At 62.6% G+C, this 17,477-nt stretch carries 14 protein-coding genes; 11 read left to right on the forward strand and 3 right to left on the reverse strand.

Annotated elements, in window-relative coordinates; translation table 11 throughout:
* Nucleotides 1-129: 129 nt before the first annotated feature.
* The 7 genes from HX875_RS11910 to HX875_RS11940 all read left to right on the forward strand — a co-directional run bounded on the left by HX875_RS11910 (nucleotide 130) and on the right by HX875_RS11940 (nucleotide 9,209).
* The gene (locus HX875_RS11910) at nucleotides 130-2,880 is read left to right on the forward strand and encodes a TonB-dependent receptor (protein ID WP_177043344.1); all 2,751 of its coding nucleotides are present in this window, start codon (nucleotides 130-132) and stop codon (nucleotides 2,878-2,880) included.
* 107 nt (nucleotides 2,881-2,987) lie between these two features.
* Complete coding sequence (locus tag HX875_RS11915) at nucleotides 2,988-3,608, forward strand: heme acquisition protein HasA (RefSeq protein ID WP_177043345.1); 621 nt, start codon at nucleotides 2,988-2,990, stop codon at nucleotides 3,606-3,608.
* 178 nt (nucleotides 3,609-3,786) lie between these two features.
* Nucleotides 3,787-5,529, forward strand: a complete 1,743-nt coding sequence (locus tag HX875_RS11920; protein ID WP_177043513.1) for a type I secretion system permease/ATPase — start codon at nucleotides 3,787-3,789, stop codon at nucleotides 5,527-5,529.
* Nucleotides 5,526-6,857 carry an HlyD family type I secretion periplasmic adaptor subunit gene (locus HX875_RS11925; RefSeq protein ID WP_177043346.1) on the forward strand — a complete coding sequence of 444 codons (1,332 nt, stop codon included), beginning with the start codon at nucleotides 5,526-5,528 and terminating at the stop codon, nucleotides 6,855-6,857. The genes HX875_RS11920 and HX875_RS11925 overlap by 4 nt, the downstream gene beginning before the upstream one ends.
* The gene (locus HX875_RS11930; RefSeq protein WP_177043347.1) at nucleotides 6,854-8,182 is read left to right on the forward strand and encodes a TolC family outer membrane protein; all 1,329 of its coding nucleotides are present in this window, start codon (nucleotides 6,854-6,856) and stop codon (nucleotides 8,180-8,182) included. The genes HX875_RS11925 and HX875_RS11930 overlap by 4 nt, the downstream gene beginning before the upstream one ends.
* Nucleotides 8,183-8,316: 134 nt before the next feature.
* Nucleotides 8,317-8,745: a DUF4160 domain-containing protein gene (locus tag HX875_RS11935; RefSeq protein WP_177043348.1), complete on the forward strand. Its 429-nt coding sequence runs from the start codon at nucleotides 8,317-8,319 to the stop codon at nucleotides 8,743-8,745.
* Nucleotides 8,742-9,209: a DUF2442 domain-containing protein gene (locus HX875_RS11940; protein WP_177043349.1), complete on the forward strand. Its 468-nt coding sequence runs from the start codon at nucleotides 8,742-8,744 to the stop codon at nucleotides 9,207-9,209. The genes HX875_RS11935 and HX875_RS11940 overlap by 4 nt, the downstream gene beginning before the upstream one ends.
* Before the next feature lie 58 nt (nucleotides 9,210-9,267).
* Here HX875_RS11940 and trmA read toward each other — a convergent pair whose 3' ends face one another.
* Complete coding sequence (gene trmA, locus HX875_RS11945) at nucleotides 9,268-10,347, reverse strand: tRNA (uridine(54)-C5)-methyltransferase TrmA (RefSeq protein ID WP_177043350.1); 1,080 nt, start codon at nucleotides 10,345-10,347, stop codon at nucleotides 9,268-9,270.
* Nucleotides 10,344-11,639, reverse strand: a complete 1,296-nt coding sequence (locus HX875_RS11950; protein WP_003215557.1) for an NCS2 family permease — start codon at nucleotides 11,637-11,639, stop codon at nucleotides 10,344-10,346. Before HX875_RS11950 ends, trmA begins: the two co-directional genes overlap by 4 nt.
* A gap of 200 nt (nucleotides 11,640-11,839) precedes the next feature.
* Here HX875_RS11950 and HX875_RS11955 point away from each other — a divergent pair, with 200 nt between their 5' ends.
* The 4 genes from HX875_RS11955 to HX875_RS11970 all read left to right on the forward strand — a co-directional run bounded on the left by HX875_RS11955 (nucleotide 11,840) and on the right by HX875_RS11970 (nucleotide 16,083).
* Nucleotides 11,840-12,286 (forward strand): DUF4879 domain-containing protein, encoded by a 447-nt coding sequence (locus tag HX875_RS11955; protein ID WP_177043351.1) that lies wholly within the window; start codon nucleotides 11,840-11,842, stop codon nucleotides 12,284-12,286.
* 106 nt (nucleotides 12,287-12,392) lie between these two features.
* Nucleotides 12,393-12,917, forward strand: a complete 525-nt coding sequence (locus tag HX875_RS11960; RefSeq protein ID WP_177043352.1) for a (2Fe-2S)-binding protein — start codon at nucleotides 12,393-12,395, stop codon at nucleotides 12,915-12,917.
* Entirely contained in the window at nucleotides 12,914-13,903 is a 990-nt protein-coding gene (locus HX875_RS11965; protein ID WP_177043353.1) for an FAD binding domain-containing protein, read from the forward strand. Before HX875_RS11960 ends, HX875_RS11965 begins: the two co-directional genes overlap by 4 nt.
* On the forward strand, nucleotides 13,900-16,083 hold the full coding sequence (locus HX875_RS11970; RefSeq protein WP_177043354.1) for a xanthine dehydrogenase family protein molybdopterin-binding subunit: 2,184 nt from the start codon (nucleotides 13,900-13,902) through the stop codon (nucleotides 16,081-16,083). The genes HX875_RS11965 and HX875_RS11970 overlap by 4 nt, the downstream gene beginning before the upstream one ends.
* Here the strand turns inward: HX875_RS11970 and HX875_RS11975 are convergent.
* On the reverse strand, nucleotides 16,080-17,318 hold the full coding sequence (locus HX875_RS11975) for an MFS transporter (protein ID WP_177043355.1): 1,239 nt from the start codon (nucleotides 17,316-17,318) through the stop codon (nucleotides 16,080-16,082). The two genes, HX875_RS11970 and HX875_RS11975, sit on opposite strands and share 4 nt — an antisense overlap.
* Nucleotides 17,319-17,477: the final 159 nt, after the last annotated feature.

Genomic DNA, 17,477 nt, shown 5'->3' on the forward strand with positions numbered 1-17,477 from the left:
GTCGTCGGGCCCCGTTTACGCCCTTCGAAAAAACTTTCAAAAAACCTTACTGAGTTCCAACGCCTGACACGTCCTGTTAAGTGAGAAGTATTCGCATAAACAAGCATGGTCAGCGAAGGGATAACGTAGATGTCTGCAATCACCAAGGGGCGCAACACCAGTAGCCGGTTGGCCCTTGCCATTCACCTGGGGCTGTTCGCCTCTGCCTGCCAGGTGCAGGCCGCCGAGGCGCCAGCCGGTGAGTCACAGCCCGTCACGCTGACCTTCGATATTGCGGCGCAACCCTTGGGGCGTGCCGTACTGACCTTCGCCGACCAGGCCGGGCTGCAGGTGCTGTTCGACAGCGCGCGCCTGCAAGGCCTCACCAGTACCGCGCTCAAGGGCCGTTACAGCGCCCAGGAAGGCCTCGGCCGATTGGTGGGCAGTGCGCCGGTGGAATATCGCTTTACCGGGGATCGGCAAGTAACGCTGACTCGCGTCAGCGCCGACCATGACAGTGCGCTGACCGTGGGCACCACCACCATTACCGGCAACACCAACGGCAAGCCCAGCGACTGGGTGTACGACACGCCGCGCTCGGTGGCCGTGATCAGTCGCGAGCAGATCGACAAGCGCCCGCCGCGCCACGCCGCCGACATGCTGGAAGAAACCGCCGGCGTGTACACCGCCGTCAACCAGCGTGACCCAGGCCTGTCGGTGAACATCCGCGGCGTGCAGGACTACGGCCGGGTCAACATGAACATCGACGGCATGCGCCAGAACTTCAACGTCAACGGCCACCAGCAGCGCAACGGCACGATGTTGATCGACCCGGAATTCATCTCCAGCATCGAAATCGACAAGGGCAGCCAGTCCGGGCAAGGCGGGGCAGCAGTGTTGGGCGGGATTGCATCGTTCAAGACCCTGGAGGCCAGTGAGTTTCTGGCCGATGGCAAGGACTATGGCGGGCGTCTGCGTGCCGGTAGCGGGATTGGTGAACTGGGTAACGGCACCTATTTCAACGGCAGCGGAGTGTTCGCGTTTGGCGACGAGCGTGGCGACGTGCTGCTGGGGTACAGCGAACGGCATTTTGGCGACTACCGCGCCGGTACCCACAACGACCAGAAGCTGGGTACTCATTTGCGTGCGCGTGACTCCCAGCCTGCGGCCTTTGACGATTGGTTGAACAGTGAGGTCGGTGACACCGGCAGCGTGACCCGTTCTCAAATCGTCAAGTTCGGGCTGAACCTGCCCAATGACCAGCGGGTGCAACTGAGCTATCTGGAAAGTGACAGCGACAGCAATGACGCCTGGGCCTATACCGCCCCGGATAACCAGAGCGTCTACTACCAGCGCGTCAGCAAGAACAACCTCAATGCCAAGAATATCGCGCTGGATTATCGCTACACGCCGGATAACCCGCTGATCGATTTCAAGGCCAAGGTCTACTACGTCACCACACAAATGGACCGGGACAATGCGCCCAACGCCGCGTCGCTGACCTCCGGCAACTATGTGGCGGGCTACACGGATCATTTTCAGACCGATACCTGGGGCGTACAGGGCGACAACACTTCGCGGTTCGACTTCGATGCGTTGGGCCACCTGAGTTGGAACTACGGCGTGGAGGTGTATCAAGACAAGTTCAAGCCCGATACCAACAAAGTCGAGGCCACCAACCTTTCCGGCCTGTTGCCTTACGTTGAAGGCGGGACGCCCGGTGGCAAACGCACCATCGCCAGCCTGTTCAACAACCTGCAGTACGAATATGGCGACTGGCTGACGCTGGATGCGGGCTTGCGGTACGACCGCTATCGGCTGGAAGGCGTCACCGGGATGACGTTGTACCGGCGCGATCGTTTCTACAACAGTACGGTAGGCGCCAAGCGTGTCGAGGAGGTTTTCGACATCGATCGAGAGGAGGGCCAGTTCTCTCCCACGTTCGGTATCGGCATAAAGCCGGGCTTGGACTGGCTGCAACTCTACGCCCGCTGGGGCAAGGGTTGGCGCCCGCCGGCGGTGACGGAAACCTTCATGACCGGGCGGCCTCACGGCGGCAACTCATCTGAGCGGGTATTTCCCAACCCTTTCCTGAAACCCGAAGAGTCGCGGGACTGGGAAATGGGCGTGAACATCCTCAAAGAGGGACTGCTGTTCGGTGACGACCGGCTGGGCATGAAGGTGGCTTACTTTGATACCCGGATCGAGAACTTCTCGTTCCTCAATCACAGCGTCAGTTTGCCGGAGACCTCCGTCGGCGGTTTTCTCGGCACGATGGCGTACGTCAATAACACCAACCCGACGCGCTTTCGCGGGGTGGAGTACCAACTCAACTACGACATGGGGCGGGCGTACGCCAATCTCAGTTACACCCACATGATCGGCAGTAACGAGTTCTGCTCGAAGAACTATTACCTGGGCGGGGCGAAGAAGAGCGGGCCGTCCACCACGCGCTATGAACGCTACACCCGGCCAAACGGCACGATCGGCCTGCGCCCGGTGACCACCTATGAAGTGCTGGACGACGATGCTGCCAACAACAAGGAAAGCTGTGGCCGGATCATGGGCAACGCCACCTATATGCCGGCGGATCGCGGCTCGCTGACCCTGGGCGCGCGCTTCCTGGAAAAGCGACTCGATATGGGCGTACGGGTGCGTTACAGCTCGGGCAATGGCGAAAACCTCGACTCACAAGGTTATGACTTCATCGACCAGGCGCTATGGCCCCAGTACACCCTCTATGACCTGTACGCCAGTTACTGGATGACCGACCAATTGAACATCGCCCTGGCGCTGGAAAACGCCACCGATGAGGCCTACTTCGTCGCCATGGGGGATGCCAACAACCTGAGCCTGGCGCGCGGGAGAACGTTGAGCGGGATGCTCGAATACAAGTTTTGATCAAGGTGCACGGCACTTTATCAACCAACGGTTTTGCCCAAGGGTGGGCAAAAAGTGCGCTGTATGAGCGTGCTGATCAATCGTGTTGTTTATAACGAGGTTAAGTGATGACTATTTCTGTTAGTTACGAAGCTGCGCTCGGTGCTTACTCCGTCTCGGACTACCTGACCGACTGGGCACTGGGGTTCAACACCGCGGGTCACGGCAACAGCAACACCGGCGGCTTCAGCAACGGCTCCCTGAGCGGCGACCAATATTCGACCCACGGCGCCAACAATTCCGACTACGCCTTCATTGCCGACAGCAACACCAGCAATGGCCTGCACTACGTATTCAACCCGGCGCTGCCAGCCAGCCACAACGAAAACCACTACCTGTGGGGCAACCTGGATAACGTTCAACTGGGCACCGGCCTGGGCGGCGGCAATGGCAGCGACTTCACCCTCGACGCGTTCAAAGTGGCGTTCAACGGCCTCGACCTGAGCGCGGCGCAAGGCGCAGGCCGCGTTGGCAACGACGTGCAGAACGTGATCTACAGCCTGATGCAAGGCAACACCTCGGCCCTGGAAACCGTGCTCAATAACCTGCTGGACGACTTCGGCCTGTCCACCGCCAACACCTTCGACGAGATCTCGGCCGGCCTGGCGGCACACGCTACGGCAACCACCACCGACGTCGCCCTGGTGGGCGTGCAGGACGTGGCACAGGACTGGGCGCTCGCTGCCTGATTTTGCTGCGCCATGAAAAAAGCGAATGGAAGATCGCTCTCCCATTCGCTGCGTAAACCCCGTCGTCGCCATGAGTTATCGAAGGCCAGGGCGACGGCGGTGCCAAATTCTGCGCAGCGGCGTACGGCGTGTCAAACCCGGGCGGCGCTTCCTGTTTTCCCCCATGAGAATTCCCCCGATGCGCCATGCCGGCAACGAAACCCTGGCCGCCCTCACGGCCTATAAAAGTGGCTTCCTCAACATCGGCCTGTTCTCGGCGGTGATCAACCTGCTGATGCTGGCCCCGGCGCTGTACATGTTGCAGGTCTACGACCGGGTGCTGGCCTCCGGCAACGAAATGACCCTGTTGATGCTGACGCTGATGATCCTCGGCTTGTTCGGCTTGATGGGCGCGCTGGAGTGGGTGCGCAGCCAGGTGGTGATACGCCTCGGCACACAGATGGACATGCGCCTGAACCAGCGGGTGTACGACGCCGCGTTCGAGGCGCAACTCAAGGGTGGCACCCAGGCGGCGGGGCAGGCGTTGAGTGACCTGACGACCTTGCGCCAGTTCGCCACCGGCCAGGCGCTGTTCGCGTTTTTTGATGCGCCGTGGTTTCCGGTGTACCTGCTGGTGATCTTCCTGTTCCACCCCTGGCTCGGCCTCCTGGCGCTGGTTGGTGCGCTGATGCTGATGGCGCTGGCGTGGGCCAACCAGCATATCTGCCAGGCGCCGTTGACCCAGGCCAATCAGCTGTCCATCAGCGCCAGCCAACAGGCCACGTCCAACCTGCGCAATGCCGAAACCATCGAAGCCATGGGCATGCTGGCAACCCTGCGTGCGCGTTGGTTTGCCCAGCACCAGGCGTTTCTGGCGGCGCAGAACCTGGCCAGTGAAAAGACCGCCGCCATCAGCGCCTGGTCGAAGGGCGTGCGCCTGGCGTTGCAGTCATTGGTCCTCGGGTTGGGTGCGTTGCTGGCGGTGCAGGGGGCGATCACGCCGGGCATGATGATCGCCGGTTCCATCCTGATGGGACGGGTGCTGAGCCCCATCGACCAACTGATCGGCGTATGGAAACAATGGAGTTCGGCGCGCCTGGCCTATGAGCGTCTGACCCTGATGCTGGCGGCCAACCCGGCGCGCCCTGAGCGCATGAGCTTGCCGGCGCCCAGCGGCCAGTTGACGGTCGAGCAGGTGAGTGCGTGTGCGCCGGGCAGTCGTCGCCCGGCGTTGGCCAACCTTGGTTTCAGTCTGCCGGCAGGCGATGTGCTGGGCGTTATTGGCCCCTCCGGTTGCGGCAAGTCGACGCTGGTGCGGTTGCTGGTGGGGGCCTGGGCGCCGATGGCCGGCAAGGTGCGGCTGGACGGCGCGGACCTGGCGCAATGGGACAAGCAGCAACTCGGCCCGCACATTGGGTATCTGCCCCAGGACATCCAGCTGTTCGCCGGCAGCATCGCCGACAATATCGCGCGTTTCGGCCCCGTGGATTCGGACAAGGTGCTCGCCGCCGCGCAAATGGCCGGTGTGCACCCCATGATCCTGCAACTGCCCCAAGGCTATGACACCCAACTGGGTGAGGGCGGCGCCGGGTTGTCCGGCGGGCAGAAGCAGCGTGTCGCGCTGGCACGGGCGTTGTACGGCCTGCCCGCGCTGATCGTGCTCGATGAGCCCAATTCCAACCTCGACGAGGCCGGCGAACAGGCCCTGGTCCAGGCCATCACGCTGCTCAAGGCCCAGCGTCGCACGTTGGTGCTGATCACTCACAAGACCAACGTGCTGGCCCTGACCGACCAGTTGCTGATCCTGCGGGACGGCCAGTTGCAAGCATTCGGGCCGACGGCGCGGGTGTTGGAGGCCACGCAGAAACCTGCACCGGCGCCGCCCAAACCGGTGTCTGCAATGAGCATGAGCTACCGCCTCGGTGAAGGAAAAAAAGCATGAACCGACCTGTGCTTGTGGCGGACAACAGCGTGCCGCCGGTGAATAACGTGCTGGCCCTGGACGACAAAAAATACGCGCGCCTTGGGTGGCTGCTGGTACTCGGCGGCTTTGCCGGGTTTCTCGGCTGGGCTGCGCTGGCGCCGCTGGACAAGGGCGTGGCGGTGTCCGGCAAGGTCATGGTCTCGGGGCATCGCAAGACAGTGCAGCACCCGGCGGGCGGGATCGTCGAGCGTATCGAGGTGCGCGATGGCGAAGTGGTGAGCGCGGGGCAAGTACTGATCCGCCTGAAGGAAACCCCGTTGCGCGGGCAGATGCAGTCTTTGCGCAGCCAGTTCATTGCGTCCCAGGCCAGCGAAGCGCGTTTGAGTGCCGAGAGCGAAGGCTTGTCGGCCATTGTCTTCGGCCCCGAACTGCTGAATGAGCCTGAAGCCGCCGCCACCTTGAGCCTGCAACGGCAACTGTTCAGCAGTCGCGCCCAGGCCCTGGCCACGGAGCAGCAAGGCCTGCGGGAAACCATCGCCGGGGCCGAAGCGCAACTGCGCGGTACCCGGGATTCCCAGGCCAGCAAAGTACTGCAACGCACCGCGATGAATGAACAACTGCAAGGCCTGCGGGAGCTGGCGCGGGACGGCTACATTCCGCGCAATCGGCTGCTGGAAAGTGAACGCCTTTACGCCCAGCTCGACGGTGCGATTGCCGAGGATTTCGGCCGCATCGGCCAGTTGCAACGGCAAGTCCTTGAACTGCGCCTGCGCATCCGCCAGCTCGGCGAAGACTTCCAGAAAGAGCTGCGCGGCCAACTGGCCGAAACCCGCACCCGCAGCGACGACCTGCGCAACCGCCTGGCCTCGGCCGAATTCGAACTGGCCAACAGCCTGGTGCGCGCCCCGGCCGCCGGTGTGGTGGTGGGGCTGGACGTGTACACCGAAGGCGGCGTGATCAAGCCCGGCCAGGCGCTGATGGACATCGTGCCCCAGGGCGAACCATTGCTGGTGGAAGCGCGGGTGCCGGTGCAGATGGTCGACAAGGTGCACCCGGGCTTGCCGGTGGAGCTGTTGTTCTCGGCCTTCAACCAGAGCACCACCCCGCGCATTGCCGGTGAAGTGACGCTGGTGTCGGCCGACCGGCAGGTCGACGAGCGCACCGACGAACCGTATTACACCCTGCGCGCCCAGGTCAGCGCCGCCGGCATGCGCCAGCTCGACGGCTTGCAGATTCGCCCGGGCATGCCGGTGGAAGCCTTCGTCAAAACCGGTGAGCGCTCGATGCTCAACTACCTGTTCAAACCCTTGCTGGATCGGACTCACATGGCGTTGGTGGAAGAATGAAGGCGCTGTTATTCAGCCTGTGTTGTGCCTGCAGCGGTTCGGTTCAGGCGTTGGGATTGCTCGATGCCTATGACTTGGCGCTACGCAACGATCCGACGTTTCAGGCGGCAATCCAGGAGCGCGAGGCCGGCGAGGAAAACCGCGTCATCGGCCGCGCCGGGCTGCTGCCGAACCTGTCCTGGAGCTACAACAACTCGCGCAATGAATCCGAAGTCACCCAGTCAACGGCGGTGGGCAACGTTACCAGCGACCGCGATTACCGCAGCTATGCCTCGACCCTGACCTTGCAACAACCGCTGCTCGATTACGAAGCCTACGCGCGCTATCGCCAGGGCGCGGCGCAGGCGCTGTTTGCCGACGAACGCTTTCGCGGCAAGAGCCAGGAGTTGGCCGTGCGGGTGTTGAGCGCCTACAGCCAGGCGTTGCTGGCCCAGGAGCGGATCGAACTGAGTCGCGCCCAGAAACGTGCATATGTGGAGCGCCTGCAACTCAATGAACGGCTGCTCAAGGGCGGCGAGGGCACCCGCACCGATGTGCTGGAAACCCAGGCGCGCCTGAGCCTGGCCCAGGCTGAAGAGATCGAGTCGCTGGACACCCAGGACGCCGCCTTGCGCGAGCTGGAAGCCATCGTCGGGCAGCCGTTGCAGATCGAAGAGTTGGCGCCGCTGACCCGCCAGTTCGACATTCCGCCACTGGAGCCCAACCGTTTCGAAACCTGGCGGGAAATGGCCATGGCCAACAACCCGGAACTTAAATCCCAGCACCATGCGCTGGACGTCGCCGAGTACGAAGTGGAGCGCAAGCGCGCCGGGCACCTGCCCAAGGTCAGCCTGTATGCCAGCAGCCGCCAGACCAGCTCCGATTCGGAAAGCAGCTACAACCAGAAGTACGACACCAACAGCGTCGGCATCCAGGTCAGCCTGCCGCTGTTTGCCGGCGGCTCGGTGTCGGCGTCAACCCGCCAGGCCGCCAATCAACTGTCCCAGGCCCAGCACGAACTGGATGCGCAAACGGCCAAGACGCTGATCGAACTGCGCAAACAATTCAACCTCAACACCAGCGGCGCGGCCAAAGTGCGGGCGTATGAAATGGCGGTCGGCTCGGCCACTGCCCTGGTCACGGCAACCAGGAAAAGCGTGACCGGCGGCGAGCGTGTGAACCTTGATGTGCTGGACGCCGAGCAGCAACTGTTCACGGCCCGCCGTGACCTGGCGGACGCACGGCATGCGTACCTGCTGGCGCGGATACAGCTGAAGTATTTCGCCGGGTTGCTAAGCGAGCAGGACCTGCGGGCGTTGGCCGGGTATTTCCAGCCATCGGCATGAGTGGTTACAACCCGGCATTCGACGGGTTGTTCGTCGTTACTAATCTGTGAGACAGCTTCGAGGCATGGAGCCGGTTGTCGGGTGCATGTGGAAAATTGTTACCTGGCGGAAAATAACCTAACGGATGGGTTACGATGAAAGTAGGCACTTACAAAGGATGTGTGATTGCGGTGTTTCTCAGGGATGAGCATTGCCCGCCTCATGTGCATGTGGCGGGCAAGGAATGGGATGCGCGGTTTCGTTTCAGCTTTCTGGATGGGCATGTGGCGTTGTGGGATGTAGACCCCGAACGGCACCGGCCATCGATGTCGATTCTTGAAGGGATTCGCTACACCCTGATGCAACCGCATTACCTGGCGCGGGCACGCCGGATCTGGTGGGAAAAACTGCAAACGGTTTGTCTGGAGAATCACTCCTGGGACTGGGAAGCCAGCGAGGTGTTGCCTGGGTTGATCATTCAGCGCGGTGTCTATGTGATCGCACGCGCCCGGCACGATGTCGTGGGGCAGAAAACAATTTTGAATCTGGTCAGGGCACCGGGTTTTGTGGAGATCGATTTATGAAAAAAATCGTAAAGGCCAAAGTTTTACCGTATGTACCGATCACCGAGGCCGATATCGATAAGGCCATCGATCGAGGACGCAGGTCGAAGCGTTTGTACGCCAACGCCAGCAACGTGCGTTATGAGAGTGACAGCATTTCCATTGGCTTCAGCGACGGCAGTCGGATCCTGTTGCCGGTGGCGGGGCTGCCGGAGTTCAAGGGGTTTACCTTGCAGGATTTCCAGCAGTTGGAGGTGGGGTTTGGCGGAAAGGCGCTGTGCTGTGAGGGCCAGGACCTGGATATCTCCATCACGGGCCTTATCGCCACAAGCCAGCCGTTAATGGCCTTGGCTACAAGCCTGGTAGCCTCCAGCAACGGTCGCAAGAGCAGCGCCGCCAAATCCGCTGCCGCCCGTGCCAATGGCAAGAAGGGTGGCCGGCCGCGCAAGGAGGTGCTGGAAGACGGTGATTCCACTGATACATGAGGATCCAATGTGAGAGCCGGCCAGCTCCCACATTGGATATTTTCGGTGTCCTGGGGACTTATCGCCGAGTCAGCAACACACCCGATTCCATGTGGTGCGTCCACGGGAACTGGTCAAACATGGCGCACTGGGTAATCCGATGCGTGTCATGCAGTTGTGCAATGTTCGCCGCCAACGTTTCCGGGTTGCAGGAGATGTACAGGATGTTCTCGAAGCGCCGGGTCAGTTCGCAGGTGTCCGGGTCCATGCCGGCACGCGGCGGGTCGACGAACACGCTGCCGAATTCGTAGCTCTTGAGGTCGATGCCGTGCAGGCGTCGGAACGGCCGCACTTCGTTCAAGGCTTCGGTCAGCTCTTCGGCAGACAAACGCACCAGGGTGACGTTATCCACCGCGTTTTCATCGAGGTTGCTCAGGGCCGCATTCACCGAGGTCTTGCTGATCTCGGTGGCCAGCACTTTGCGCACGCGGGTGGCCAGGGGCAGGGTGAAGTTGCCGTTGCCGCAGTACAGCTCCAGCAGGTCATCACTGCGATCGCCCAAGGCTTCGTACGCCCAGTTGAGCATCTTCTGGTTCACCGTGCCGTTGGGCTGGGTGAACGCGCCTTCGGGCTGGCGATAGCTGAAGGTGCGACCGCCGACGTCGAGTTTTTCGACCACGTAATCGCGGCCGATCACATCACGCTTGCCCTTTGAGCGCCCGATGATGCTGACATTCAAATCAGCTGCCAGCTTGTTCGCCGCGGTGTGCCAATGCTCGTCCAGCGGGCGGTGATAGCACAGGGTGATCATCGCGTCGCCGGCCAGGGTGGTGAGGAACTCCACCTGGAACAGCTTGTGGCTCAAGGCGGCGCTGGCTTGCCAGGCGGCCTTGAGCTGCGGCATCAACTGGTTGATGCGCAGGCTGGCAATCGGAAACTCTTCGATGAGGATCGGCGTGCGCTTGTCGTCCTGGGAGAACATCGCGTAGTGGCGTTCGCCCCCTTCGCGCCACAGGCGGAACTCGGCCCGCAGGCGGAAATTCTGCAAGGGCGAGTCGAAAACCTGCGGCTCTGGCGCGTCGAACGGCGCCAGCAGGTCACGCAAGCGCGTGACCTTTTCTTCCAGTTGAACGGTGTAGCTTGCGGCGTCAAAAGTCATGCGTTGAACCAGCCCAGCTTGATCACAAACAGAATCGACAGGATCACCAGCGCCGGGTTCAGCTCACGGTAGCGGCCCGAAAGCAGCTTGATGGCGGTCCAGGCGATGAAACCGAAGGCAATGCCGTTGGCGATGGAATAAGTGAATGGCATCGCCAGGGCGGTGATCACCACCGGCGCGGCGACAGTGATGTCGTCCCAGTCGATTTCGGCCAGGCCCGAGGTCATCAGTACCGCAACAAACAGCAGCGCCGGCGCGGTGGCGAAGGCCGGCACGCTGGCCGCCAGTGGCGAGAAGAACAGCGCCAGCAGGAACAGGATGGCGACCACGACCGCGGTCAAACCGGTACGGCCACCGGCGCTCACGCCTGCAGCCGATTCGATGTAGCTGGTGGTGGTCGAGGTGCCCAGCAGCGAGCCGGCCATGGCAGCGGTGCTGTCAGCGATCAGCGCACGGCCCATTTTCGGCATGTGACCGTCCTTGCCCATGAGGCCTGCGCGCTTGGCCACGCCGATCAGGGTGCCGGAGTTGTCGAACAGGTCGACGAACAGGAAGGCGAAGATCACGCTCACCAGACCGATGTCCAGGGCGCCCTTGATGTCCAGTTGCAGGAAGGTCGGCGCCAGCGAAGGTGGCATCGACATCACGCCGCCGAACGGGGTGAAGCCGAGCACGATGGAGGCGATGGTCACCACCAGGATGCCGATCAACACCGCGCCGCGCACTTTCAAGGCTTCCAGTGCAACGATCAGCGCAAAACCGAGCGTGGCGAGGATCGGCGCCGGTTGTTTCAGGTCGCCCAGGCCCACCATGGTGGCCGGGTTGCTGACCACGATGCCGGCGTTGTGCAGGGCGATCAGCGCCAGGAACAGGCCGATACCCGCCGCAATCGCCGAGCGCAGCGGCAGCGGGATGCTGTTGATGATCCATTCACGGATGCGGAAGATCGACAGCAGGAAGAACAGCACCGCCGAGATGAACACAGCACCCAGCGCCACTTGCCAGGTGTGGCCCATGTGCAGGACCACGGTGTAGGTGAAGAACGCGTTGAGGCCCATGCCCGGTGCCAGGGCAATCGGGTAGTTGGCGATAAGGCCCATCACGGTGGAGCCGATGGCCGCCGCCAGGCAGGTCGCGACAAAGACTGCGCCCTTGTCCATGCCGGTCTCGCCGAGAATGCTCGGGTTGACGAACAGGATGTAGGCCATGGCCAGGAAGGTGGTGACGCCCGCGAGAATCTCGGTGCGCACATTCGTATTGTGTGCCTTGAGTTGAAACAGCTTTTCCAGCATGCCTGCTCCCTGTGACGCTATTTTGCGTCGTTATTTGTTGACCTCTAAGTCAAAGCACAAACTGCGCCAAGCGCCTGTGGTTCCAGAGAGGATCGGAAAAAGCGGCGCATCATACCAGCAGCCGAGGGCCAGTGGCGCATAGGCTTGATCATGGCCTTGAGGCATACTGCGCCGACGTTTATTACAGGGTCATCGACAGCATGAAAAAAGCCAGCGCCTGGAGTCTAGCTCTGTTCGGTTGTATCGGCCTGTGGCTCGGTGCAGCACCGGCGTGGGGCGCGCCTGCACCGGCGTTGAGCGAGGTTCGGGTGTTCAAGGTGCAGTCGGCCAAATGCACCGAAACCATCCCTGAGCGGGCGGCCAGCACCCAGATGTGCACACACCGCGGGCAAACCTTCGTGTATGTGATGGAAGTCGGCCTGGGCAACAGTTCCCACGCGTTCTTCGATGGCGCGCCGGTGTCCGGCAGCAGCACCCCCATCTGCCAGGTCGGCTCCATCAGCCAGGCGTGCAGTGGTGCCGGTACGTTGATGGGCTACATCTATACGTTCCAGCTGGATATCGAAGCCGGCGGCACGTTCCAGTACAGCAACACCTCGATCAACCCGCCGCGCAACCAACTGGTTACCACCCTCAGCATTCGCTGATCGCCACCCATCAATTGCCTTGAACGCTCATAACCCCGGGAAGTCGTACCGCTAAGACGGCGACTTCCGAGAACGCCGCGATTGCACACCAATCCGTGAGGTGTTTATGAGCGCGACCCCCAACTTTGCTGCGGCCAAGCCGTTCGTCAGTCACCCGATACGCCTGACCATCAATCGCCTGGACATCCAAATGGATGTGTTGCCATGGACCACTTTGCTCGACTTGCTGCGCGAGCAACTGGACCTGACCGGCACCAAGAAGGGCTGCGACCACGGCCAGTGCGGCGCCTGCACCGTGCTGCTCGACGGCAAACGCGTGAACGCCTGCCTGACCCTCGCCGTGATGTGCGACGGCGCCGAGTTGACCACCATTGAAGGCCTGGCCTCGGGCGAAGACCTGCACCCGATGCAGCAGGCGTTCATCAAGCACGACGCCTTCCAGTGTGGCTACTGCACCCCGGGGCAGATTTGCTCGGCGGTGGGCCTGGCCCGTGAAGGCCGCGCCCGCGACACCGCGCAAATCCAGGAACTGATGAGCGGCAACCTGTGCCGCTGCGGCGCCTACAACAACATCCGCGACGCCATCGAAGAAGCCTTGCCGGCATGCCGTGCGCAGGGAGGTGAGCAATGAATCCCTTCCATTACAGCAAGCCGGCCGACGTGCAGGAAGCGGTGCACCTGGTCAGCCCGGCGTCGCGCTTTATCGCCGGCGGCACCAACCTGCTGGACCTGATGAAAGAAAACATCAGCCGCCCCGAGCACCTGATCGATATCACTGGCTTGCCACTTCGTGACGTAGAAGAAACCGGCGAGGGCGGCTTGATGATCGGTGCCCTGGTGAGCAACGCCGACCTGGCCTGGCACCCGCTGATCGAACAACGTTACCCGTTGCTGTCCCAGGCCATCCTCGCGGGCGCCTCGCCGCAACTGCGCAACATGGCCAGCACCGGCGGCAACCTGCTGCAGCGCACCCGTTGCTACTACTTCTATGACGCCGCCGTGCCCTGCAACAAGCGCGAGCCCGGCAGTGGCTGCCCGGCGCGGGTCGGTTTGAATCGCATCCACGCGATTCTCGGCGCCAGCGACCAGTGCGTGGCTACCCATCCCTCGGACATGTGCGTGGCCCTGGCCGCCCTGGATGCCCGGGTGCATGTGCAAGGCCGTGGCGGTGCGCGGGTCATCGAATTTGCCGACTTCCACCGGCTGCCGGGGGATGCACCCCAGCGGGATAACCAGTTGGCCGACGACGAACTGATCACCGCCATCGAATTACCCGCCGACCACCTGGCTGCCCACAGCCACTACCTGAAAATCCGCGACCGGGCGTCTTATGCCTTCGCCCTGGTATCCGTTGCGGCAGCGCTGGAGTTGGACGGCGATGTGATCGTGGATGCCCGGCTGGCCCTGGGCGGTGTCGCCCACAAACCCTGGCGCGACCGCGCAGTGGAGGCGGCGCTGATCGGCCAGGCCGTCAGCCGCGAAACCTTCAGCGCCGCCGCCGAAGCCATGCTGCAAGACGCCGAGCCTTTGGAGCACAACGGCTTCAAGATCAAACTGGCACGCCGCGCGATCATTCGCGCCTTGAGCGATGCCGCTGTTGCGGGAGCCACGTCATGAGCGCGATCGGCAAACCGTTGGACCGGGTGGACGGTCTGCTCAAGGTCACCGGCCAGGCGCGATATGCCGGTGAATTTCCCGAGGATGGCCTGCTGCACGGCAGCGTGGTGTCGAGCAACATCGCCAAAGGCCGCGTCATCCGCATTGATGCGTCCAAAGCCCTGGCGCTGCCCGGTGTGGTGATGGTGCTCGACCACCTCAACCGCCCGAAACTGGCCAGCTACGACGACAGCTACGCCGACGCCGATGCCGCCGACGGCTCGCCCTTTCGCCCGCTGTATAACGACCGTGTGCTCTACAGCGGCCAGCCGCTGGCGTTGGTGATTGCCGACAACCTGGAACTGGCCCGCCACGCCGGCTCCCTGGTGGAGATCGAATACGCAGCCGAGCCTGCCGAGACCGACCTGCTGGCCTTGCAGCACCAGGCGCACCCGTCGACGCAGACGCCGCCCAAGCCGCGGGGCAACTTCCAGGCCGAATGGGCCGGCGCCGCCACTCGCCTGGATCTGCACTACAGCACGCCCATCGAGCACCACAACCCGATGGAACCCCATGCCAGTACCGTGCTGTATCAGCCGGACGGCACCCTGCACATCCACGACAAAACCCAGGGCCCGCAGAACTGCCAGGCCTATGTGCAAAAAGTCTTCGGCCTGGATAAACGCCAGGTGCGGATCTTTGCTGCGTTCGTTGGCGGCGCGTTTGGTTCCGGCTTGCGCCCGCAGTATCAATTGCCGTTGGCCGTGATGGCTTCGCTGGCACTGAAGCGTTCGGTGCGGGTTACGCTCACGCGTCAACAGATGTTCACCTTCGGCTATCGCCCGCGCACCTTGCAGCGCCTGCAATTGGGCGCCGCTGCCAATGGCCGCCTGCTCGCACTGGGGCACACCGCCATCGGCCAGACCTCGCGCTTCGAGGACTTCAGCGAGCACGTGGTGGAATGGAGCGGCATGCTTTATCACTGCGACAATGTGCAGTTGACCTACAAGCTGGTGCCGCTGGATGTGTTCACGCCGCTGGATATGCGCGCCCCCGGTGCAGCGCTCGGGGTGATCGGCCTGGAGTGCGCGATGGACGAGCTGGCCTGCGCCCTGGGCATCGACCCGGTGCAGTTGCGGCTGATCAACTATGCCGAGCGCAACCAGAACGAAGACAAGCCCTGGTCCAGCAAGGCGTTGCGCGAATGCTACAGCGAAGGCGCCGAACGCTTCGGCTGGAGCCAGCGCAACCCGGAACCGCGAAGCATGCGCGATGGCCGGCAGTTGATCGGTTGGGGCATGGCCGGTGGCGTGTGGGAGGCCCTGCAAATGAAGGCCAGCGCCAAGGCGCGGATCGACCACCTCGGCAAGCTCACCGTCAGCAGCGCCACCACCGATATCGGCACTGGCACCTACACGGTCATGGCGCAGATTGCCGCCCAGGCGAGTGGTGTTCCGGTGGGTGACGTGACGTTCCTGTTGGGGGATTCATCGCTGCCGACGGCGCCGTTGCAGGGTGGTTCGTTTACCGTGTCGTCGGTGGGCAGCGCGGTGCAGCAGGCGTGTGAAGCCTTGAATGCCAAGCTGTTGGATATTGCGCGCAAGACGTACCCGGCCTTTAAAGACGCTGAGTCGGCAAGGTTTGAAAACGGACAGCTGCATGCCGGTGATCAGCGGGTTTCTTTGGCGCAACTGGTTCAGGACAGCGGCGAGTCGGCGCTGGAAGTGCAGGTTGACTGCGAGCCGGGCAAACAGCGCGAAGGCTACGCCTCTGCCACGCATTCGGCGGTGTTTGTCGAAGTGCGGGTAGATGAGGACCTGGGCACCATCAAGGTCAGCCGGGTGGTCAGTGCGATTGCGGCCGGGCGGGTGGTCAATCCGAAGATGGCCCGCAGCCAGATTCTCGGCGGTGTGGTCTGGGGCATCGGCATGGCGTTACATGAAGAGACCCAGGTTGATCATCAATTGGGCCGTTACATGAACCACAGCCTGGCCGAGTACCACATCCCGGTAAACGCGGATATCGGCGAGATTGACGTGCTGTTTGTCGAAGAACACGACGAGATCGTCAACGCCCTGGGTTCCAAGGGCGTCGGCGAAATCGGGATTGTCGGGGTCGCGGCGGCGGTGGCCAATGCGGTGTATCACGCCACCGGCAAGCGGGTGCGGGACTTTCCCGTCACCCTCGACAAGGTGTTCTAGGCCTTGGTCTCTTCCACCGGCACATGCATCCGGTCGCGGTTGGCCAGGGTCGGGAACAGCTTGATCCAGACCCCGGTCACCACCAGCGTGCCGATCCCGCCCATGACCACGGCGGGCACGGTGCCGAACCAATGGGCGGTGATCCCTGACTCGAACTCGCCCAACTGATTCGACGCACCGATAAACAGCCCGTTGACGGCACTGACCCGGCCGCGCATTTCATCCGGGGTTTCCAGTTGCACGAACGAGGCGCGGATCACCATGCTGATCATGTCTGCCGCGCCCAGTACCACCAGCACCGCGAGGGAAAACCAGAACGAGGTCGACAGGCCGAAGGCGATGGTGGCGACGCCGAATACGCCAACTGCGGTGAACATGATCCGCCCGACATGCCGGTCTACCGCAAACCGTGCCAGCCACAACGACATGAGCAACGCGCCGACCGCCGGCGCCGACCTTAGCAGCCCCAGGCCCCATGCTCCGGTCAGCAGGATGTCCTTGGCAAACACCGGCAGCAACGCTGTGGCGCCGCCCAGCAGTACGGCGAACAGGTCCAGGGAAATCGCCCCGAGGATGTCGGGCCGGCTGCGGATAAAGCGAATCCCGGCCAGCAACGAGTCCATGGTCGCCTTGGCCTTGTTCAACGGTGTCTGCCGCGCCGGCAGGTTCAGGGTCAGCACGCAGGCGATCAGGTACAGCGCCACGGTCGGGCCATACACCCAGACGCTGCCAAAGGCATAGAGCAAACCGCCCAGGGCCGGGGCCACGATGGTTGCCAATTGCTGGGCCGATTGCGAGGACGCCACGGCGCGGGGAAACAGCGCGGTCGGCACGATGCTCGGCAGCAGGGCCTGGGTGGTGGGCATCTCAAACGAGCGCGCGGCGCCCAGCAGGAATGCCAGGATAAAAATCATCTCGCGGGTGACGTTGCCGGTCAGTCCGCCGATCGCCAGGGACAGTGCGATCAAGGCCTGCACGGTCTGGCAGATGGCGGCTACCTTGCGCCGTTCGTAGCGGTCGGCCACATGGCCGGTGTGCAGCATGAACAGCACCCGAGGCACGAACTCAACCAGGCCGACCAGGCCCAGGTCCAGCACGTTGCCGGTCAGTTGGTAGAGGTTCCAGCCGATGGCCACGGTGAGCATCTGGAAGCCGCTGGCGGTAAAGATCCGCGCCAGCCAGAACGCGATGAAAGGGCGGTGGTGACGTAACAGCAGCGCGGGTTCACTGGGCATCGGGGAGGCAGGTCTGGGTGGGGGAGAAGTGAGGTTATCACCAACTTGTAACCAATGGTTGCGTAGGTGGGGTTGGGGGGGAGATATGTGCACCTGATTGAGTGCTCCGCGGGTTGAATGGGGCAGTCAGATCAAAAGCAAGATCAACAGCACGGCGGC

Source organism: Pseudomonas yamanorum (assembly GCF_013386765.1).
Classification (GTDB): Bacteria; Pseudomonadota; Gammaproteobacteria; order Pseudomonadales; family Pseudomonadaceae; genus Aquipseudomonas; species Aquipseudomonas yamanorum_A.